This is a genomic window from Terrabacter ginsenosidimutans (assembly GCF_039539425.1).
In the GTDB taxonomy this organism is placed as follows: Bacteria; Actinomycetota; Actinomycetes; order Actinomycetales; family Dermatophilaceae; genus Terrabacter; species Terrabacter ginsenosidimutans.
Genome location: NZ_BAABDC010000001.1, coordinates 483,810 through 504,758, shown reverse-complemented (window position 1 = coordinate 504,758; position 20,949 = coordinate 483,810). Strand labels below are relative to the sequence as shown.

Annotated in this window: 17 protein-coding genes; 12 read left to right on the top strand and 5 right to left on the bottom strand. The window is 71.8% G+C overall.

The genetic code is table 11. The features are described from left to right. Window positions 1-3 precede the first annotated feature (3 nt). The 3 genes from ABD831_RS02475 to ABD831_RS02465 all read right to left on the bottom strand — a co-directional run bounded on the left by ABD831_RS02475 (window position 4) and on the right by ABD831_RS02465 (window position 2,096). Entirely contained in the window at window positions 4-411 is a 408-nt protein-coding gene (locus ABD831_RS02475) for an MmcQ/YjbR family DNA-binding protein (RefSeq protein ID WP_344941027.1), read from the bottom strand. Between the two features lie 40 nt (window positions 412-451). After that, window positions 452-1,171: a DsbA family oxidoreductase gene (locus tag ABD831_RS02470; protein WP_344941025.1), complete on the bottom strand. Its 720-nt coding sequence runs from the start codon at window positions 1,169-1,171 to the stop codon at window positions 452-454. Between the two features lie 85 nt (window positions 1,172-1,256). After that, window positions 1,257-2,096 carry an alpha/beta fold hydrolase gene (locus ABD831_RS02465; RefSeq protein WP_344941022.1) on the bottom strand — a complete coding sequence of 280 codons (840 nt, stop codon included), beginning with the start codon at window positions 2,094-2,096 and terminating at the stop codon, window positions 1,257-1,259. Window positions 2,097-2,199: 103 nt separating this feature from the next. Between ABD831_RS02465 and ABD831_RS02460 the strand changes: the two genes are divergently transcribed. Both ABD831_RS02460 and ABD831_RS02455 read left to right on the top strand, forming a co-directional pair. Beyond that, window positions 2,200-3,900, top strand: a complete 1,701-nt coding sequence (locus ABD831_RS02460; protein WP_344941020.1) for an alpha/beta hydrolase — start codon at window positions 2,200-2,202, stop codon at window positions 3,898-3,900. Window positions 3,901-3,924: 24 nt separating this feature from the next. Then, window positions 3,925-4,527: a hypothetical protein gene (locus ABD831_RS02455; protein ID WP_344941017.1), complete on the top strand. Its 603-nt coding sequence runs from the start codon at window positions 3,925-3,927 to the stop codon at window positions 4,525-4,527. Here ABD831_RS02455 and ABD831_RS02450 read toward each other — a convergent pair. Beyond that, window positions 4,517-5,395, bottom strand: a complete 879-nt coding sequence (locus ABD831_RS02450; RefSeq protein WP_344941015.1) for a DUF3626 domain-containing protein — start codon at window positions 5,393-5,395, stop codon at window positions 4,517-4,519. The genes ABD831_RS02455 and ABD831_RS02450 overlap by 11 nt on opposite strands. Before the next feature lie 52 nt (window positions 5,396-5,447). Here ABD831_RS02450 and ABD831_RS02445 point away from each other — a divergent pair, with 52 nt between their 5' ends. After that, a complete protein-coding gene (locus ABD831_RS02445) occupies window positions 5,448-6,188 on the top strand; it encodes a dienelactone hydrolase family protein (protein ID WP_344941012.1) in 741 nt (246 codons plus the stop codon). 88 nt (window positions 6,189-6,276) lie between these two features. Then, window positions 6,277-8,064, top strand: a complete 1,788-nt coding sequence (locus ABD831_RS02440) for an alkaline phosphatase D family protein (RefSeq protein WP_344941009.1) — start codon at window positions 6,277-6,279, stop codon at window positions 8,062-8,064. On the opposite strand, the gene ABD831_RS02435 is transcribed toward ABD831_RS02440, so the two are convergent. Beyond that, window positions 8,057-9,334, bottom strand: a complete 1,278-nt coding sequence (locus ABD831_RS02435; protein ID WP_344941006.1) for a PQQ-dependent sugar dehydrogenase — start codon at window positions 9,332-9,334, stop codon at window positions 8,057-8,059. The two genes, ABD831_RS02440 and ABD831_RS02435, sit on opposite strands and share 8 nt — an antisense overlap. A 304-nt stretch (window positions 9,335-9,638) precedes the next feature. Here ABD831_RS02435 and ABD831_RS02430 point away from each other — a divergent pair, with 304 nt between their 5' ends. The 8 genes from ABD831_RS02430 (at window position 9,639) to ABD831_RS02395 (ending at window position 20,770) form a co-directional block, all read left to right on the top strand. Then, on the top strand, window positions 9,639-11,288 hold the full coding sequence (locus ABD831_RS02430; RefSeq protein ID WP_344941004.1) for a sulfatase family protein: 1,650 nt from the start codon (window positions 9,639-9,641) through the stop codon (window positions 11,286-11,288). Window positions 11,289-11,436: 148 nt separating this feature from the next. After that, window positions 11,437-12,210, top strand: coding sequence for a hypothetical protein (locus ABD831_RS02425; protein ID WP_344941001.1), 774 nt, complete (start codon window positions 11,437-11,439; stop codon window positions 12,208-12,210). Next, window positions 12,194-13,147: a hypothetical protein gene (locus ABD831_RS02420; RefSeq protein ID WP_344940999.1), complete on the top strand. Its 954-nt coding sequence runs from the start codon at window positions 12,194-12,196 to the stop codon at window positions 13,145-13,147. Before ABD831_RS02425 ends, ABD831_RS02420 begins: the two co-directional genes overlap by 17 nt. 153 nt (window positions 13,148-13,300) lie before the next feature. Next, complete coding sequence (dnaK, locus tag ABD831_RS02415; protein ID WP_344940996.1) at window positions 13,301-15,211, top strand: molecular chaperone DnaK; 1,911 nt, start codon at window positions 13,301-13,303, stop codon at window positions 15,209-15,211. Beyond that, window positions 15,208-15,939, top strand: coding sequence for a nucleotide exchange factor GrpE (locus ABD831_RS02410; RefSeq protein ID WP_344940993.1), 732 nt, complete (start codon window positions 15,208-15,210; stop codon window positions 15,937-15,939). The genes dnaK and ABD831_RS02410 overlap by 4 nt, the downstream gene beginning before the upstream one ends. 89 nt (window positions 15,940-16,028) lie before the next feature. Further along, window positions 16,029-17,039 carry a DnaJ C-terminal domain-containing protein gene (locus ABD831_RS02405; protein WP_344940991.1) on the top strand — a complete coding sequence of 337 codons (1,011 nt, stop codon included), beginning with the start codon at window positions 16,029-16,031 and terminating at the stop codon, window positions 17,037-17,039. A gap of 9 nt (window positions 17,040-17,048) precedes the next feature. Then, window positions 17,049-17,510, top strand: coding sequence for a heat shock protein transcriptional repressor HspR (locus ABD831_RS02400; RefSeq protein WP_142176456.1), 462 nt, complete (start codon window positions 17,049-17,051; stop codon window positions 17,508-17,510). Window positions 17,511-17,626: 116 nt separating this feature from the next. Beyond that, the gene (locus ABD831_RS02395; RefSeq protein ID WP_344940988.1) at window positions 17,627-20,770 is read left to right on the top strand and encodes an ATP-binding protein; all 3,144 of its coding nucleotides are present in this window, start codon (window positions 17,627-17,629) and stop codon (window positions 20,768-20,770) included. The last annotated feature ends 179 nt before the right edge of the window (window positions 20,771-20,949 follow it).

The window sequence follows — 20,949 nt, the reverse complement described above, 5'->3', positions numbered from 1 at the left end:
CGCTCAGCCCGCGTCGAGCTCGCGGACGAGCCGCGTCGGCGCCGTGACACGGTACGACGCGTCGACGAGCTCGGCCACCTCGAGCCAGTCGACCCCGTCGGCGCCACGGTCGTTGCGCAGGTCGAGCATGAGCCAGCCGTACGGGCCGTAGTAGCCGGGCACGACGAAGCGCTCGTCCTCGAGCAGCGCGGCCCGGTCCGCCGAGTCAGGCTTCACGATGACGGCGTGACGGAAGGGCTCCGGGTCGTGGTCGCCCTTGACGACCCCGCCGTAGATGGCGAAGACCTTGCGGGTGAAGAAGTTGGGACGGCCGTGCGAGACCTTCTCGCCGGCGCCGGGCAGCGCGAGACAGATCTCTCGCAGGCGCCCGAGATAGGGGTCGGCGGGCTCGAACATCTGTGGGTGGGCCATGACCACCCACGCTAGGTCCTGCCGGCCGAGGTCGGGCGGCTCAGGCGCCGCAGACCCCTCCGCAGCCACCGGCGCCGCAGCCGCCCCCGCAGCCACCTCCCGCCGCGACCGGCTCGGGCACCTCGTGCCGGTGCTCCCACGCCGTCTCGAGCGCCTGGGCGAAGACCTCGACCGGCTGCGCGCCGGAGACGCCGTACTTGCGGTCGAGGACGAAGAAGGGCACCGACTCGATGCCGAGCATCTTGGCCGTCGCCTCGTCGCTGCGGACGTGGTTGCCGTAGTCGTCGGACTCGAGCATGTCGCGCACGACGCCCTCGTCGAGACCGATCTCCCCGGCGAGCCGGACGAGCACGTCGCGGTCGCCGACCGCGAGCCCGTCGGTGAAGTAGGCGCGCATGAGCCGTTCGTGGGCGGCGTCGGCAAGGCCCTGCTCGGCGGCCAGGTGCACGACCCGGTGCGCGTCGAAGGTGTTGCCGTAACGGGCCTGCTCCCAGTTGAACGTCAGTCCCAGCTCGGCGGCCGCGGCAGCCATCGAGCGGTGCTGCGCGACGGCCTGCTCGCGCGTGGTCCCGTACTTGGCCGCGACGAGGTCGACGAGCGGCACGTTCGCCACGGGGGAGGCGCCGCGGTCGAGCTCGAAGCTGTGCCACTGCACCTCGACCTCGTCGGCGTGCCCGAACTGCGCCAGGGCAGCCTCGAGGCGGCGCTTGCCGAGGTAGCAGAACGGGCACACGATGTCGGACCAGATGTCGATCTTCACGGTCGTGCAACCTACCCGGGCGTGCCCGTGTTCCCCGCATCGAGCGAGGTGCTCGTCACCCTCCGGGTGAGCCGGCGTATGCCGTTCAGCCCGCCCGCGCGACCCGGTGCAGGATCGCTGCGGCGGACTCCGCGTCGCGGGTCTCGGGCAGCCAGTGCCCCGCGTCGAGCTCGATGAGCTCGTAGTCGGAACCGACGTGCTCACGGGTCAGCTCGGCGGCGGCGCGACCGAGGAACGGGTCGCGCGAGCCCCACACGTAGGTCGTCGGCACCTCGACGCGGTGCGCCCCGACACCCGAGTGCCGGGCTGCGCGGTACCAGTTGACCGGCCCCGCGAGCGCGTCGGCGTGGGCGAGGCGGACGGCATACCTCCTCCTGTCCTCCGTCGGCAGCCCGGAGCGCGCCATGAGCGAGTGGAACCCGGCGGCCAGGACGTGCTCGGGCACCCACGGGACCTGGAAGGCGGCCATGTACCAGGACCGCCGCTTCTGGTCGATGCCGCTGCGCCAGGCCCGCGACATGGCGGCCGGGTGCGGCGTCGACAGGACGGTCAACGAGGCGATGCGCGTCGGGTGGTTGGCCGCGACGAGCCAGGCGAGGGCGCCGCCCCAGTCGTGGCCGACGAGGTGCACCCGCTCACGGCCGGACGCCTCGATGAGCGCGAGGACGTCGCCGACGAGCTCGTCGAGACGGTAGGCGTCCTCGTCGGTCGGCCGGGCCCCGGGGGAGTAGCCCCGCTGGTCCGGGGCGAGGGTGCGCAGCCCCGCCTCGTGCAGCCGGGCGGCGACGCGGTCCCAGCTCGTCCGGTCCGTGGGGAAGCCGTGGAGCAGCACGACGACGGCACCGTCCAGCGGCCCCCCGTCGGTCACGTCGAAGCGCAGCCCGTCCCGGCTGAAGGTCGTGATCCGGTCGCCCAGGGATGCCATGCCGCCCATCCTGCCCCGGCGGCGTGCCCCGCGTCGGTCAGGGAGGTCCCGTAAGGGGTTATCCGGAAGCGGGGCGGCGGGGCGGCGACCTACTGTTGAGAGCATGTCCGACGCGTCCGACCATCGCAGCCACCACGGTGCGGGTCGCGCGTGGTGGCACCTGTCGCGCACCGGGCTGTTCTTCGGCGCCGCCTACTTCCTCACCTCGATGGCGCCGAGCCTGCTGCCGCGCACGTGGTACTACCAGGGGCTCATCAGCGGGCTCTGCGCGGTCGTCGGCTACGCGCTCGGGGTGTTCGTCGCCTGGGTCGTGCGGCAGGTCTCCCGGCTCATCGACCTGCGCGTCGCGGTGAGCGGCGAAGCCCGGCACTGGCTCCTCGTCGCGGCGCCGGTCTTCGGCGCGGTCGCCGTCCTCGGCCTGACCGTGGCCAACGTTCGTGCGCAGGCACGCACGGCGGCGTTCGTCCAGCTGGCTCCGCTCGACCCCCTCGACTGGGCGCTGGCGCTCGTGCTCGCGGCCCTCGTCGCGGTCCTCTTCCTCGCGGTCGCACGCGGCCTGCGCGGTGCGACGCACCAGCTGGCCCAGGCCGCGGGCCACGTCCTGCCCAAGACGATCGCGACCGTCATCGCCGTCCTCGTCGTCGCGCTGACGACGGCCTGGGTCACCGACAGCGTGCTCTTCCACCGCGGCATGCAGGCCTTCGCCGGGGTCGCCGCCCAGGTCAACACCGCGCCGACAGGCCGCGCTGCGCCGACGTCACCCCTGCGCTCGGGTGGTCCCGGGTCGCTCGAGTCCTGGGACAGCCTCGGCTACCAGGGCCAGATGTTCGTCACGAGCGCGCCGACGCCCGCGCAGATCACGGCGGCCACCGACCGCGGCGCCATCGAGCCGATCCGGGTCTACGCCGGCCGCACCGCCGACCGCACGATCGCCGACGTCGCCGACGCGGTCGTCGCGGAGCTCAAGCGCACCAACGCGTTCCACCGCCGGGTCCTCGCCGTCTTCACGACGACGGGCACCGGCTGGGTCGACGACTGGTCGGCGCAGTCCGTCGAGTACCTCAGCAACGGTGACAGCGCGATCGCCGCGATGCAGTACTCCTACCTGCCGAGCGCGATGTCGATGATGACCGACCGCGACACCCCGCGCGAGGCGGGCAAGGCGCTCTTCGACAAGGTGTATGCCGTGTGGCGCACGCTGCCGGCCGACGACCGTCCGCAGCTCGTCGTCGGTGGGGAGTCGCTGGGCTCCTACGGCGGTCAGGCGGCCTTCGCGAGCGCGGACGACATGCTGGCCCGCGCCCAGGGTGGCGTGTGGGTGGGCACGCCGAGCTTCACCGACATCTGGCAGTCGCTGACCGCTCGGCGCAACGAGGGGTCGCCCGAGATCGTGCCGGTCGTCGACGCAGGCCTGCACATCCGCTTCGCCGCGAACGGCGACCAGCTGACCCACGACTCGTACGGCCGCGACTACGGCGCGTGGGACTTCCCGCGCTTCGTCTACGCCCAGCACGCGTCCGATCCCGTCGTGTGGTGGAACCCGGCCCTGCTCGGCGCCGAGCCGGACTGGCTGCGCGAGCCGCGCGGCCCCGACGTCAACCCCGACGTCACGTGGATCCCGTTCGTGACGTTCTGGCAGCTGACCACCGACATGGCGGTGGGCCACGACCCGCCCGACGGCTACGGGCACCGTTACGGTCCCGAGCTGGTCCCCGCCTGGGGGTCGGTGCTCGGCGGCTCGCCCACCGACGACTACAGCAAGCTCGTCGCCGGCATCGAGGAGACGGTCAACCGGGTCGCCTGACCGGCGCTGACCTACTCTCAGGGCGTGCCAGCACAGCGTTTCCACGGACAGATCGCCGGAGTCGGCTCCACCTCCGGCGTCCGGGTCGTCGTCGGGTCCTGGCAGCGCACGCCGCTCGGGTCGTTCGGCGACGCCATGGTCGAGACGACGGGCGGGCACCGGGTGCTCGTCGCGCCGAGTCCCGAGGTGGCGGCCTTCATCGAGGCGACCTACGTCTTCGACGAGGTGCGCCTCGAGCCGATCGCGGTGACCTCGGGCCGGTCCCGTTGGCACGTCGAGTCGCCGTCCTTGTCGCTCGACCTCACGGTCGGTGGGCGCCTGCCGCTCGGTCGGGTCCTGCGCGCCGTCCCCGTGCGCGTCGCGTCGAGTCCCGCCTGGGCGACCGCGGTCGACACCGTGGCACGAGTCGCCCTGCGTGGCGTGCGAACTCGCGGCACGGCGCTCGCGGGCCGGCGTGAGTACTACGGAGCCACGGACCTGCACGCCGTGACGGCCCTGGAGGGCGTCTTCGACGGTGAGTCTCTCGGCACGCTGGCCCCGGTCGACCCGCCGTGCCGGTTCGGATTCTCCTCGACGCCGGCGCGACCGTCGGTCACCACCGTCGTCACGACGGTGGTCACCCCCTGACGGTCGACCCGAACCGCGCGAGGTAGTGCCACACGCGTTTGAGGGACTGCTCGTCGTGCCGTCCCTCGCGGGCCGCCGCGCCGACGATCTGCGGGGTGAGCACGCCGTCGACGGCGAGCGACTCACCGAGAGCGACGAACTCAGGGCCGCGGTAGTCGGGGTGGGCTCGCAGCGTCGCGACGTCGAGGCGGTAGCCCGGGTGCCACTCGACGGGCACCCCGAGCGCGGACGCGTGCTCGTCCACGTCGGTGCCGCGGTAGCCGGGGTCGAGCACCAGCGCCTCAGCGTCTTCGGCCAGGTGGACCACCCCGTGCACGTGCGCCTCGACGTAGTCGTCGAGCAGGTCGTGGTCAGCACCGGTGGCGACCTCCTCGAGGCCGAAGGCCTCTGAGCTGCCGAAGTGCTCGGGCTCGAAGACGCTGTCGGGGAAGCAGAACGTCGTGCGCTCGAGGGTGTGCGCGGCCAGGCGCACGTGGGCCGACCCGAAGCGGGGCGCAGCACCGTAGGGACGCCGGTGCAGGTCGAGTCCGCCGTACTTCGGTCGCAGCGCCGGCTCCGCGTCGTCGTAGGCGCCCCCGAACATCCGGCTCTCCCAGCGCCACCGGTCACCGCCCGGGTGGGCGGTCAGTCCGCCGTTGCTCGTCCCGGTCTCGAACTGGGACCGGTAGACGCCGTCGCGCGCGATGGCGGCGAGGATCGGCTCGCCGCGCACGAGCCGGTCTGGATGGAAGTTCAGCGTGACGCGCAGCGTCGGGTCGAGAGGTCGGCCGCTCGAGAGCGCGCGCACGTGGGCGAGGGCACGGCGGACGGCATACGGGAGCTCGACAGCGCGTCGACCGGGCGCGGGCGTCGAGGGTCGGCGACTCATGGGCCCATCCTCACATCGTCGGGGGCCCAGCCGGAGGGGGTAGGAATGTGGCATGGGCACGATGATCGACTTCCCCGAGCACGACCTCACCGCGTACCGCGCGGACCCGACCGGCGAGCCGCGCGGCGCGGTCGTCGTCATCCAGGAGATCTGGGGCCTGGCCGATCACATCAAGGACGTCACCGACCGCGTCGCCGCCCAGGGCTACGTCGCCGTCGCGCCCGACCTGCTCGGCCACGTCGGTCTGACGCCCGAGGTCGGGGCTCGCCTCTTCGAGCTGATGTTCAGCGCGTCCGAGGAGGACCGCCTCGCCGCGCAGCCGCAGATGCGCGCGGCGACGACCCCCGCGCGCCAGCCGGAGTTCGCCGCCTGGGCGGTCCCGGCCCTGCGAGCCGTCGTCGACGCCCTCGCCGGTGAGCCCGGTGTCGACGGCCGGGTGGGCGTCGTCGGCTTCTGCTTCGGAGGGACGTATGCGTTCGCCCTCGCGGCCGCCGACGACCGGGTGCGCGCTGCGGTGCCGTTCTACGGCCACTTCCCCGAGAACGCCGACCCCGCGACGATCGGCTGTCCGGTCCTCGCGTTCTACGGCGAGGACGACCACGGCATCACCGACGGCGTCCCCGAGCTCGAGTCGCGCATGGGCCAGGCCGGGGTCGACTTCTCGGCACGCGTCTACCACGGCGTGGGGCACGCCTTCTTCAACGACACCTCGCCCTCGAAGTACAACGCGGAGGTCGCGGCCGACGCGTGGGGGCGCATGCTCGCCTTCTTCGACGAGCACCTCGCCCGGTGAGCACCAGGACCGCCCACCCGGGGACCTCCACAGATCCGTCACAGGTCTTTCGTCCCCCGGTGCCGCCCACGTGGAGTAAGCCTGTGGCATGAGCGAATCCGATGCCGCCCCGGACCCGACGCAGGACTCCGCGCCCGACGCCATCGCCCCACTCGTGCTCGGCCCGATGTTGCGCTACATCGGCGAGACCGACGCCACGGTGTGGGTCGAGACGTCCGTGTCGGGTGTCGTGACCGTCCACGTCGACGGTCGCGACTGGACCGCCCCGACCTTCGTCGTCAAGGGCCACCACTACGCCCTCGTCGTCGTCGACGGCCTCGAGTCCGGCGGGTCCTGGGAGTATGCCGTGAGCATCGACGGGACGCCCGTGTGGCCCGAGCCGGACGCTGCGTACCCGCCGCCGCGGATCCGCACCATCGACCGCGCGCGGCCCACCCGGCTGCTCTTCGGCTCGTGCCGCACCTCGGTGCCGCACGACCGGAAGGGTCACGAGACCAACGGTGTCGACGCCCTGCGGACGCTCGCGCTCGCGCTCGCCCGCGGCGAGGAGGAGTGGCCCGACCTCGTGGCCTTCCTCGGCGACCAGGTCTACGCCGACGAGACGTCCGAGGCGATGCGCGAGTTCATCGCGGCACGCCGGGACCTCGACGAGCCGCCGGGGGAGGAGATCAAGGACTACGAGGAGTACGCGCACCTCTACCAGTTGGCGTGGGGTGACGAGGCCAACCGCTGGCTGCTGTCCACCGTGCCGAGCTGCATGATCTTCGACGACCACGACATCCGCGACGACTGGAACACCTCGTGGACGTGGCACGAGGAGATCAACCGCACTCCGTGGTGGCACGAGCGCCTGATGGGGGGCCTCTCCTCCTACTGGGTCTACCAGCACATCGGCAACCTCTCCCCGTCGCAGCTCGCCGAGGACGAGGTCTATGCCCGCGTCCTCGACGGGCAGCACGCGAGCGGCGGCGACGAGCTGGACCTGACCGAGGCGGTCTTCGACCTGGCGCGCCGGGCCGACCGTCACCCCGAGGTCTACCGCTGGAGCTACCGCCGCGACCTCGGCGACAGCCGCCTCGTCGTCGTCGACTCGCGAGCCGCCCGGGTGCTCCAGCCGCAGCACCGCTCGATGCTCGACCCCGACGAGATGCACTGGCTCGACCAGCAGCTCACCGGCGACGTCGAGCACCTGCTCATCGGCACGTCGCTGCCGTTCCTGCTGCCCCCGGGGCTGCACGACCTCGAGGCCATCGACGAGGCGCTCGCCATGGGCACGCGCGGGCGTCTCGTGGCCGCCGGGGCCGAGAAGGCCCGTCAGTCGATCGACCTCGAGCACTGGGCGGCGTTCAACGACGGTTTCGTCGAGGTCTTCGAGATGGTCATGGAGGTGGCGCGGGGGGAGCGCGGCCGGGCCCCGGCGAGCATCGTCTTCCTGTCCGGTGACGTCCACAACTCCTACGTCGCCGAGGTCGTGGACGCGAGGACCCGGTACGGCGCGAGCTCGCGCATCGTGCAGGCGGTCTGCTCGCCGATCCGCAACCCGATGCCGCGGATGGTCCGCGTCATGATGTCGGCCTTCGCCCGGGGGCTGGTGCGGCCCATGAGGTTCGTCACCCGACACTCGAAGCACGTACCCGAACCGGCCTACCCGTGGGTGGTCACCGACGGACCGTGGTTCGACAACTGCCTCGCCGAGCTGACGGTCCAGGGACGCGATCTCTCCATCGTCTGGCGTGGCGGGGAGATCCGCGGCGGTGACGACGCCCACCCGGTGCTGACCACGGTGGCCAGCGTGCGCCTGCCCGGACCGGCCGGCTCCCCGCGGACCGAAGCGGCCGGACGTGTGGGCAGCCCCTCGCCGGGGCCGGTCAGCTGACCCGCAGGAGCAGGATCCGGTCGTCCCCGGGGCCAGGGCTCTGGCGGCCGTCGCGGTTGCTCGTGGTCACCAGCAGGGTGTCCGGCCCGACCGCGAGCACGCTGCGCAGTCGCCCGTAGCGCCCGACCAGGAAGTCCTGGGGTGGCGCCGCCGTGGCGCTGCCGTCGAGGGGGATGCGCCAGAGGCGCTGTCCACGCAGCGCCGCCATCCAGACCGCGCCCCGAGCGATCGCGATGCCGCTCGGGGAGTCCTCGGGCGGCCCCCACTGGGCGACGGGTCCGGTGATGCCGGGCACGTTGGTGCGACCCTCGGTCTGGGGCCACCCGTAGTTGTGGCCGGGGCGGATGAGGTTCAGCTCGTCCTCGCTGTGGTCGCCGAACTCGGACGCCCAGAGGCGCCCCGCGGCGTCCCACGCGATGCCCTGGACGTTGCGGTGGCCGTAGGACCACACCAGCGTCCCGAAGGGGTTGCCGGGAGCCGGGCGGCCGGTGGCCGTCATCCGCAGGATCTTGCCGCCGAGGGAGCTCTTGTCCTGGGCGAGCGCGGGTTGTTGCGCCTCGCCCGTGGTCGCGTAGAGGTAGCCGTCCGGACCGAAGGCGAGACGGCCCCCGTCGTGGTGCACGTTGTGGGGGATGCCCTTGACGATCACGCTGGGCCTGCCGAGCTGGCGTCCGGCCGGCCGGCTGCTGTCGTACGTCACCGCGGCGATGCGGTTGTCGGCCGACGTCGAGTAGTACACGAAGACGAGCCTGTCGCGCGTGAACGTCGGTGACACGGCGACGCCGAGCAGCCCGGCCTCTCCCTGCTGGCCGACGTTGCTCACCACGCCCGGCACCGTGCCCACCGGTGTCAGCCGGCCGGCGGACACGTCGAGGCGGAAGACCCGGAAGTCGTCCCTCGCCGTCACGAGCACGGCGCCGTCGGGCAGGAGGGCGAGCCCCCACGGCACGTCGATACCTGTGGCCGACGTCGCGAGGACCCGCACGGACCCCTTGGCCGCAGCCCGGGACGGGGCGGTGGAGGGGGTGGCCCGGGTCCGGGTGGCTCCGGCCGCGGGGGAGGTCGCCGACGGTGCGGCGCTGGACGTGCGGGCTGAAGGTGCCGACGCGGTCGCCGACGTCGCCGACGTCGCGGATGTCGTTGTCGCCCGGCTCGATCCGGGGGCGGCGCTCCCGTCGACGCTCCCGCTGGTCGCGGCCGAGCAGCCGGAGATCGTGACCAGTCCGAGCGACAGCAGAGCCACTGCGGCGCTGTCCGAGAGTCGTCCCACCACGCACCTCCGAGTGTGTCGCCGTGACCCGACGCTACGCAGCCTCCCTGTGTGGGTCGGGCTCCCGGGACGGGTCGGGCAGCGCGGGGCGAAAGGCTCCAAGCGAACGTTTCCGGCGCTTCCTCCAGTCCCGACCCGACCGTCGGAGTCGGCGCTATCGTCGGAACCATGGCCGCGGTGTCGGAGCCGCCACAAGCAGGAGTCGACTGCTGCCGGAGGCGGACTCGCCGAGATCTGACGGGCCGGGGCCACCGCCTCGGACTCGCGAAGACGCCCCTCCTCTCCGTGCCCCGAAGGAGTCCTCATGTCCGAGTCCACCCCCCGACTGGGAGGTCCTGCGGGCCGTCCCAACGTCCTGCTCATCACCACCGACGAGCAGCGCTGGTCGTTGCCGACACCTGAGGGCTTCAGCCTTCCCGCGCGGGACTGGCTGGCCGAGCGGGGCACGACCTTCGACCGCTACTACGTCGCCTCGGCGATGTGCAGCTCCTCGCGTTCGGTGATGTACACCGGCCGGCACGTGCCGATCACCCAGATCTACGACAACGACAACATGCCCTACATCCGGCCTCTCGACCCCGCCCTCGGGACCCTGGGCACCATGATGCGGGCGGCCGGCTACTACACGTCCTACCAGGGCAAGTGGCACCTCTCGAACGCGTACCTGTCGCCGACGAAGCAGACCTCGACCGTGGACGAGCTCGAGCCCTACGGCTTCGCGGAGTTCAACGACTGGGGTGACATCGACGGCGGCGCCTGGGCCGGCCTCAAGATCGACCCCGTCATCGCCGGTCAGGCGGTCAAGTGGCTCCGCGACCGCGCCCCGGTGGTCGCGCAGACCCAGCCCTGGTTCATGGCCGTCAACTTCGTCAACCCCCACGACGTCATGAGCTACGACTACGGCAGCCGGCGCTCGATCGCACCCCCACCGAACCTCGCCGAAGCGGTGAAGGTCCGGCCCCCGGCCGACACGCCCATCTACAACAAGGTGTGGGAGCTCGAGCTCCCGGCGACGGCCGGCGACGACCTGTCGAGCGCGCCCCAGGCGGTGCGCGAGTACGCGGGCCTGGCGAGCGCGATGTTCGGCGACATCACCTCGCCGGAGCAGTGGCGGCTCGGGATCAACTTCTACCTCAACTGCATCCGGGACGTGGACCGCAGCGTCGCGCTCGTGCTCGACGCCCTCGCCGCGTCCGGTCAGGCCGACCGCACGGTCGTGGTGTTCACCTCGGACCACGGAGAGATGGCCGGGTCACACGGGCTTCGCCAGAAGGGGAACCTCGTCTACGACGAGAACTTCCACGTGCCCCTCGTCGTCGTCCACCCCGACGTCGCCGGCGGGGGGATCAGCCACACCCTGGGCTCCGCGGTCGACCTGGCGCCCACCGTCCTGGAGCTGGCCGGTGTGGACCCGGCGCGGCTGCGGTCGGAGTTCGAGGGGCTGCACGGCCGATCGCTGGCACCCGTCGTCCTGGACCCCGAGGCGCGGGTCCGCGAGGGCGTGCTCACCGCCGTGGAGTCGGTGCTCACCCTGGACGCCGACTTCTGGCGGGCCTTCGGCAGCCGGGATGCACCGGCTCGCGTCCAGTCGGGCGAGCTGCGGCCGGACTGGCGCAAGCGCGGCTTCCTCCGCGGCTGGACCGACGAGCGCTACACCTTCGGACGCTACTTCTCTCCGCTCGAGCCGAACCGACCGCGCGGGGTCGAGGACCTGGTGCGGGACAACGACGTCGTGCTCTACGACCGTGAGAGCGATCCCGGCGAGACGAAGAACCTCGCCTCCGACCCCGACCACCTCGGGCTCGTCGAGTCGTTGTCGGCCAAGCTCGAGGCACTCATCGACGCCGAGATCGGGGCCGACGACCACGCGTGGGTGCAGGAGCGCCCCATCCTGCTCGGTCCGCCGCGCTGGCGCGGCGACTCCCTCGCCGCCGCGCAGGCCTCGTCCGCCTGACGCCGGACGGGCGCCGCCGCCCCGGCGGTGCCGGCCCCGCGGACCTGCCACGGTGGACCTCGACGATGACGAGATGCCGCAGCCGTATCAGCACCTTCACGAATCACTCTGACAAAGCAGTTCAGCAGGACTCCCGCGGGAGGCGACCATGTCACGCCAACTCATCGGCATCACGCGCGCTGGACAGGGGCTCGCGATCGCCGCTTGCACCCTCGTCCTCGTCACCGGGTGCACCCGGGCGCAGACGCCTGCCGGTGCGACCGAGAACGGGGCCACCGGGTCCGTCGTGCCCACCGAGTCCGTCGTGCCCACCGAGTCGGCCACGCAACCCTCGACCAGCCCCACTGACTCGGCCGGCTCCGCCAGCGCCGGAACCAGCGGCGGCGGAGGCAGCAGCAACGGCGCCAACAGTGGCGGCAACAACAGTGGCGGCAACAGCAGCGGTGGAAACAGCAGCGGAGGCGGCAGCAGCAGCGGAGGCGGCGGCAACGGGGCAGACGGGGGCAACGAGGCGGCAGGTTCGCCGATCGACGTCCCGTCGATCCCGGACAAGCACGTGACCATGGACGAGATCCGCGCAGGCATCCCGGACCTGTTCATCACGGCGTGCGGCGGTCACGACCTCTGCGTGAAGCTCGTGTACGGCGAGGGCCCCTGCTTCGCCGGCTACGACCCCGCCACGCGGGCGCCGCGCGGGTCGACGGTCCGGGTGCTCACCGAGTCCCAGGAGGACTGCGACCGGGCCAACGGGCTCGACGGGTCGGGCTCGTCGACGGACGGCACGACGCCGGACACCGGGCCGTCGACAGACGTCCCGAGCTCCGGGACGACCACAACCACCGACGCCCCGGGCTCCGGGACGACCGGCGGGACGGACACCGGTGTGCCGAGCAGCGGACAGTCCGATGGCTCGTCAGGGTGAGTCGAGCGAGGGCGACGCGAGCCAGCCGGCGGACAGCCGGTCCACGCCGGCGGCAACCCCGCCCAGCGTCCTGCACGAGCTGCCCCCGGTCCTGAAGGTGCTCGGCCAGGTGGTCGCACCGGCGACGCTCGTCACGGCGCTGCTCGTCTTCTTCGGCTGGTCGCACACCACCGCCCTGTTCGGCTGGTTCGGCATCGACCCGACGTCGCTCGGTTTCTCGAGCACCGACTACCTCCTGACGACCCAGGACGGGCTCTTCGTGCCGGGGGTGGTCATCGCGCTGCTCGTCCTCGTGATGACGTGGGTGCTCAACCTGGTGCGCCGCTCCGACCCGGGCGCGGTGCTGCGTGCCGCCTGGGCGGCGCCCGTCGCCGCCGTGGTCGGGGCCGTGCTCGCGATCAACGGCGTGCTCGGCCTCTTCGGCCGGGGAGTCCTCGTCGACAGGCTGGCCGTCGCCCCGCTGTGTCTCGTGCTGGGGGTCACGCTCCTCAGCGTGGCCGGACACACCGTCCGTGCGGGCCGCCTCAGCTACTCACGCGGGGCCCGGGTCGCGGAGCTCACGGCCCTCACCCTCGTCATGGCCATGTCGCTCTTCTGGGCAACCGGCGACTACTCGGCGTCCGTGGGCCGTGGGCGCGCCGCGGCGCTCGCCCGCTCCCTGGGCGAGCGCCCGCAGGTCGTCCTCTACAGCGACAAGGCGCTGGGGATCACGGCTCCCGGGGTCCGGACGCTGCGCTGCACCGACGAGTCGGGCGCCTATCGCTACCGCTACTCGGGGCTGGTGCTCCTGCTCAACTCCAACGGGCAGTACATCTTCCTGCCGACCGGATGGGACCGCCGTACGGGGCGCGCCATCGCCGTGCCGAAGAGCGCCCAGATCCGGCTCGACTACCGCAGCTCGGGTGCGCTCCAGGATGCGCTGCCGGCGTCGTGCTGACGTCTCGCTCGGGAACAATCGCTCCATCCCCGAAGTTGAGTCCAGTGAACGCAAGATTTGCGAGTCCGGTTTTGACAATCACGGCCGGGTCGGAGCAGATTGAGCGAGGACCTGTTCACCAGACCATCAGCATCAGCATCCAAGGAGTCACCCATGGCACGTGCGGTCGGAATTGACCTCGGTACCACCAACTCGGCCGTCTCCGTCCTCGAGGGCGGCGAGCCGAGCATCATCGCGAACGCCGAGGGCGGGCGCACGACGCCGTCCGTCGTCGCGTTCTCCAAGAGCGGCGAGGTGCTCGTCGGCGAGGTCGCCAAGCGACAGGCCGTCACCAACGTCGACCGGACGATCCGCTCGGTCAAGCGCCACATGGGCACGAGCTGGAAGTCGGCCGAGATCGACGGCAAGACCTACAACGCGCAGGAGATCAGCGCCCGCATCCTGCAGAAGCTCAAGCGCGACGCCGAGTCCTACCTCGGTGAGACCGTGACCGACGCCGTCATCACCGTCCCCGCCTACTTCGACGACGCCGAGCGCCAGGCCACCAAGGAGGCCGGTGAGATCGCGGGCCTCAACGTGCTGCGCATCGTCAACGAGCCCACCGCGGCCGCGCTCGCCTACGGCCTCGACAAGGGCAAGGAGGACGAGCTCATCCTCGTCTTCGACCTCGGCGGCGGCACGTTCGACGTGTCCCTCCTCGAGGTCGGCAAGGACGCCGAGGACGGTTTCGCGACGATCCAGGTGCGCGCCACCAACGGTGACAACCACCTCGGTGGTGACGACTGGGACGACGTCATCGTCCAGCACCTCATCACCCAGGTGAAGAACAAGACGGGCCAGGACCTGTCCAAGGACAAGATCGCGATGCAGCGCCTGCGGGACGAGGCCGAGCGCGCCAAGAAGGAGCTCTCCACCGCGACCAGCACCAACATCTCCGCGCAGTACATCTCGATGACTCCCGAGGGCCCGATCCACCTCGACGAGAACCTGAGCCGCGCGCAGTTCGAGCAGATGACCAAGTCGCTGCTCGACCGCACCAAGGCGCCCTTCCACAAGGTCATCGAGGACGCCGGCATCAAGGTCGCCGACATCGACCACGTCGTGCTCGTCGGTGGCTCCACCCGCATGCCCGCCGTCAGCAACCTCGTCAAGGAGATGACCGGCGGCAAGGAGCCCAACAAGGGCGTCAACCCCGACGAGGTCGTCGCCATGGGCGCGAGCCTGCAGGCCGGTGTCCTCAAGGGTGAGCGCAAGGACGTCCTGCTCATCGACGTCACGCCGCTCTCGCTCGGCATCGAGACCAAGGGTGGCCTCTTCACCAAGCTCATCGAGCGCAACACCGCGATCCCGACGAAGCGCTCGGAGATCTTCAGCACCGCCGACGACAACCAGCCGTCGGTCCTCATCCAGGTCTTCCAGGGTGAGCGCGAGATCGCCCAGCACAACAAGTCGCTCGGCACCTTCGAGCTGACCGGTATCGCTCCGGCCCCGCGCGGCGTGCCGAAGATCGAGGTCACCTTCGACATCGACGCCAACGGCATCGTCAACGTCTCCGCCAAGGACCAGGGCACCGGCAAGGAGCAGAAGATGACGATCACCGGTGGGTCGGCCCTGTCCAAGGAGGAGATCGACCGCATGGTCAAGGACGCCGAGGCGCACGCCGAGGAGGACCACAAGCGTCGCGAGGAGGCCGAGGTCAAGAACCAGGCGGAGCAGCTCGTCTTCTCCACCGAAACCTTCCTCAAGGAGTCCGGCGACAAGGTCCCGGCCGACGTGAAGACGCCGGTCGAGGAGTCGCTCGCCGACCTCAAGGCCGCCATCGCCGAAGGGTCCGAGGCCAGCGCCGACGACATCAAGGCCAAGGTCGAGGACCTCAACACGAAGTCCCAGGCCATGGGTCAGGCCGTCTACGCCTCCGAGCAGGCCTCGGCCAACGCCGCCGGCTCGGACGGCAGCCAGGACGGTGCGCCCGCGGGTGAGTCCGCCGGGTCGTCCCACGCGGCCGACGAGGACGTCGTCGATGCCGAGGTCGTCGACGACGACGAGGTCAAGGACGCCAAGTGACCGACTCCCCGAACCACGGCACGTCCGGCGACCAGCCCGACGTGACCGCGACGGGCGCGACGGGCGCGACGGGTGCCGGCGGCGACGCCGCCGGCACCCCGCCCCGGGCCGGCTCGGGCGACCCGGCCCACGGCGAGCGCCACCACACCTACTACGAGGGTGGGCCGGGCGCCTCGTCCGAACCGGGCGGTGAGGACGAGTTCGACCACGCCGCAGGCGAGTCCGTGAAGTCCGGACGGTCAGTCCCGTCGGACGAGGCTGCGGATGTGGAGGAGGCCGAGGGGCTCGCCCTCGCCGAGGAGGACACGATGGCCGCGACTCTGCTCGCGGACCTGCAGCGACTGCAGGCCGAGTACGTCAACTACAAGAAGCGCGTCGACCGTGACCGCGACGTCATCCGCCACACCGCGGTCGGCAGCGTCGTCGAGTCGCTCCTGCCCGTGCTCGATGACATCCACATGGCGCGCCAGGCCGGCGATCTCGCAGGTGGTCCCTTTGCGGCCATCGCGGACAAGCTCGAGTCCACGCTCGGCCGGTTCGGCGTCGAGCGGCTGGGCGAGGCCGGCCAGGAGTTCGACCCCAACGTCCACGAGGCCCTCATGCACGTGGAGGCGGAGCTTCCCGAAGGGGCGACGGGCACCACCGTCGTCCAGGTGCTGCAGCCCGGCTACCGCATCGGTGACCGGCTCGTTCGCGCCGCGCGGGTGTCGGTTGCCGACCCTGCCTGAGACGTCCGCCGCCGGGCTGCGCACGCAGCCCGGCGGCATACCCGATGATGGGAGCAGCGACAGGGTTCCCGTGAAGGAGGAGGTGCGCCATGGCTAGTCAGGACTGGTTCGAGAAGGACTTCTACGCGATCCTCGGCGTGCCCCAGGACGCCGACGCCGCGACGATCAAGAAGACGTACCGCAAGGTCGCCCGCACGATGCACCCCGACCACAACGTCGGCGACACCAAGGCGGAGGAGCGCTTCAAGGAGATCGGGGAGGCGTACTCCGTCCTCAGCGACCCCGAGAAGCGTCGCGAGTACGACGCCATCCGCGCCATGTCACACGGCGGGGCCCGTTTCACGGCCGGCGGCGCGGGGGGTTCGGGCGCGGGATTCGAGGACATCTTCTCCGCGTTCGGAGGTGCCGGGGGACCGGGCGGGCAGCGTGTCCGGTTCAACACCGGCGGCGCGGGGGCCCAGCCCAACCTCGAGGACATCCTCGGCCAGATGTTCGGTGGCGCGGCGCCCGGCGCCGGCTACGGCGGCTACGGCGCGACCGCTGGTCCCCGTCCCGGCGCCGACGTCCAGGCCAGCACGCACATCGGCTTCCGCGACGCCGTCCAGGGATCCACGGTCTCGCTCAGCTCGCCAGACCTCGGTCGCATCAACGCCCGCATCCCCCCGGGCGTCAAGGACGGCCAGCGGATCCGCCTGCGCGGCAAGGGTCGTCAGGGCGACCCCGGTGCCGCGGCCGGTGACCTCATCCTCACGGTCTCGGTCGACAAGCACCCGGTCTTCGGGCGCGAGGGTGACAACCTCACCGTGGATCTGCCGGTCACGTTCGCGGAGGCCGCGCTCGGTGCCACTGTCGCCGTGCCCACGCTCGACGGCGGCTCCGTCAAGGTCAAGGTGGCCCCCGGCACGCCGAGTGGCCGGGTCCTGCGGCTCAAGGGTCGCGGCGTCAAGCGCGGGGACCACGTGGGCGACCTCCTGGCCAAGGTGCAGGTGGTCGTGCCCCAGCGGCTGACCGACGAGGCCCGCGAGGCCGTCGAGAAGATGGCAGCGGCGGAGGACGGCCTCGACCCGCGTGCCGAGCTGTTCCGGCGCGCCCGAGCCTGACGAGAGGAGATGACGACCATGGCCCGCAAGAGCGCCCGCCCCGGTGGGCACGACGACGACGCCCCCGTCTTCGTCATCTCCGTCGCCGCGGAGCTCGCCGGGATGCACGCGCAGACCCTCCGGCAGTACGACCGCCTCGGGCTCGTCTCCCCGTCCCGCACCCGCGGGGGCGGGCGACGCTACAGCACGCGCGACGTCGAGCTGCTGCGCGAGGTCCAGCGACTCTCTCAGGAGGGGGTGTCGCTCGCCGGCATCCAGCGCATCCTCGACCTCGAGAACCACGTGACTGCGTTGCGGTCGAGGGTCGAGGAGCTGTCGTCCGAGCTCGCCGCGGCACAGGCGGCGTTGTCGGTCGGCGCGAGGGTCTTCGCCGTGGGGCCGCGCGGCGAGGTCGTGGCTGTCCGCCCGGGCCAGCGGCCACCTCGCGCTCCGTCCTCGCAGGCGCTCGTCGTGTGGCGCCCCGAGCGGTAGCTTCGGGACTCCACGCGGCACCCGGCGTGTGTCAGACTGTGCAGGCCTCAAGCAACGGGGCGCGCCGTTGATGAATGCCCCCGAGGCAGCTTCTTGACCCCAGTCCCGGAGACCGTGTGACCCCGCACCACCCGGACGGCGACGTCGCAGGCGCCGCCACGTCCAACCCGCTCGGCATCGACGCGCCCCCACGACAGGGCGGCATGCACGAGGTGTTCCGTCGCACCGACTGGTCGGTGACGCCGCTCGGCCCCGTCGAGACGTGGCCCACCAACCTGCGCAACCTGGTCGACGTCTGCCTGTCGTCGCGCTTCCCCATGCTCGTCTGCTGGGGCCCCGACCTCGTCATGCTCTACAACGACGGGTACCGCACCCTGCTCGGCGAGCAGAAGCACCCCGGCGCGTGGGGGCGTCCGGTCAAGGACGTCTGGCCCGAGGTCTGGGACGTCATCGGCCCGATGTTCGCCGGCGTCACAGGCGGTGGCCCGGCGACGTGGGTCGAGGACGGGCCACTCGTCGTCGACCGTCACGGCTTCCTTGAGGAGGCCTACTTCACGTGGTCCTACGGCGCGATCCACGACGACACCGGTGCCGTCGTCGGCGTGCTCAACGTCGCGACCGAGACAACGGCGAAGGTGCTCGCCGAGCGGCGTGCCGACGTCGCGTCCCGGCTGTTCGCCGCGCTGGCCGACGCCGAGGACGCCGAGGACGTGCGCCGCCGCTCCCTCGAGGTCCTGCGTTCCGACAGCCACGACCACCTCGAGAGCGACCTGCGCTGGAGAGCCCCCGGCGTCCCCACGCCAGACTCCCCGGACGTCGAGGGCCGGACCGTGCACGTCATTCCCGTCGTCGAGCCGGGGCTGGTCGAGCCCACGGCCGATCTCGTGCTGACCGAGCACCCCCGGCGTCCGTGGGACGCCCAGCTGCAGGTCTATGCCGAGCTGTGCGCGTCTCACGTCGCCATGGCCCTCAGTGGCCTCCGTCGCCTGCAGGAGGAGCGTCACCGTGCGGAGGCGCTGGCCGAGCTCGACGTCGCCAAGTCCGACTTCTTCGCCAACGTCAGCCACGAGCTGCGCACGCCGCTCACGCTCATCGCCGGTCCCGTCCAGGACGCCCTCACCGCCGACGGTCTCGACCCCGAGCAGCGTCAGCGGTTCGAGCTGATCCGCCGCAACACCGACCGCCTCACCGGGCTCGTCGACCGCATCCTCGACCTCACCAGGGTCGAGGCCGGCGCCGTGGAGCCGCACTGGGTCGAGGCCGACGTCGAGGAGCTCGTCACCGGCATCGCCGCGAACTTCCGGCCCGCCATCGAGCGCACCGGTCTCGAGTTCGAGGTCATCTGCGACGAGCTCGACCACACGGCATACATCGACGTCGACATGGTCGAGCGGGTCGTGCTCAACCTGCTCAGCAACGCGCTCAAGTTCACGCCGCGCGGCCGCATCACGCTGCACCTCGCCGGCAACGACGAGGGCTACTCCGTCACCGTCACCGATACCGGCATCGGCATCGCAGCCAAGGACATCGACCTCGTCTTCGACCGGTTCCGTCAGCTCGACCGCGGCGACGACCGCAGGTCGCGCGAGGGCGCGGGCATCGGTCTGTCGCTCGTGCGCCAGCTCGTCGACCTGCTCGGCGGTCGCGTCTCGGTCCGGTCGCAGCGCGGGGAGGGCAGCACGTTCACGGTCGCCTTCCCCTGGGGTCATGCTGCCTCGCACGCCGCCCTGCGACCATCGATCACCCCGCGCTCGGCCGAGTCCTTCATCAACGAGGCGAGCAGCTGGGTCGTTCGCGAGGACGTGGCGGCGCGCATGGAGCACGGGGTCCCGGCGGACCCGCAGTCCCCGATGTCGCCGACCGCGCTCGCGGGCACAGTGCGCCCCACCCTCCTCGTCGTCGAGGACAACCACGACATGCGCGACTACATCGCCCGTCACTGCGTCGTCGACTACGACGTCGTGTCGGTCCGCGACGGTGTCGAGGCGCTCGAGCACCTCCGCTCGCAGCGTCCCTCGATCGTGCTCGCCGACGTCATGATGCCGCGCATGGACGGGCTGACGCTCGTGCGCGAGATCCGTGCGGACGCCGGGCTGAGGGACCTGCCGGTCGTCCTGCTGTCGGCCCGGGCGGGGGTGGAGGCCAGCACGACCGGGCTGCTCGAGGGTGCGGACGACTACGTCGTCAAGCCGTTCCAGCCGCAGGAGCTGCGCGCGAGGCTCGCGGCCAACCTCGTGCGCTCGCGCTCGCGGTCGCGCGATGCATCCTGGCTGCGCGCCATCCTCGGGGCCATCCAGGAGCCGTTCGTCGTCGTCGACGCCAACGGGCTCGTCGTGCAGGTCAACGACGTCTTCACCCGCACGTTCGGCTGGTCGCTCGCCGACGGACCGCTCGTGCCGCCCTACCCGTGGTGGGTCCCGGAGTCGCAGTCGTCCGACGAGCGGCGCGAGCACGAGCGGCGCATGGACCTGCTCCAGGCGGGTCAGCCCGTGGAGGAGGACCGCTACCGCATCCTCCGGCGCGGCGGCGGGGAGGCCTGGGTCCACGTCCGCTCGGCGAGCGTGCCCGGCACCGCGGAGTACGACGGGTTCATCATCGTCGTCGTCCGGGACGAGACCCGCGAGCGTGAGTCCCGGATGCGCCGCGAGCTCGCGGCGCGCATCGCCGTCGACCTCGCCACCGCCGAGGACCTCGACCAGGTGCTCGCCACGGCCGTCACGGGGTTCACCGTGCTCTTCGACGGGACGGTGACGCTGCGCGTCTCGCCGACGAAGGGCGAGCCGGTGCTGCTGTCCCCGCGTGGTCGGGTCGCGGTCACCGACCTCGACCCGGGCGTGCGTCGTGGGCTCGAGTCCGCGCCCCATCGCCACGACGTGCTCGTCGGCGACAAGCGCGAGGGCCTGCTGCTCCTGCCGACGGCCCACGACTCCGACTGCCGCACCTGGGTGCAGTTCGACGAGCCGCGGATCGTGGCGAGCGACGAGCTCATCGTCGGTGACCTCCTCGCCCAGTCGCTGGGCCAGGCGGTCGACCGTGTGGTCGCCCAGCGCGCCCGCGCCGAGAAGGAGCACCAGCTCGAGCAGGCCATCGAGAGCCACCGGCTCATCGGGCACGCCGTCGGCGTCCTCATCGAGCGTCACCGCATCACCGCGAAGCAGAGCTTCGAGATGCTCCGGCAGGCGTCGCTCAACCGCAACATCAAGCTGCGCGAGATCGCTGCGCGCGTCGTCGAGAGCGGTCAGGACCCCGACCGGGCCTGAACGGGCCCGAACCGAGCCCGGACCGAGCCCGAACCGAGCCCGGACAGGGCCGGAATCCCACGCCGGGCCACGACCTCCGGAGCCCCCAGGGCGCCGGAGGTCGTCCCGTCCGTGCGCCGGCGCATCCGGGCGGCCTTGCGCCACGTGGCAATCGGCCGATGACGGCCGTGCGTCGTGTC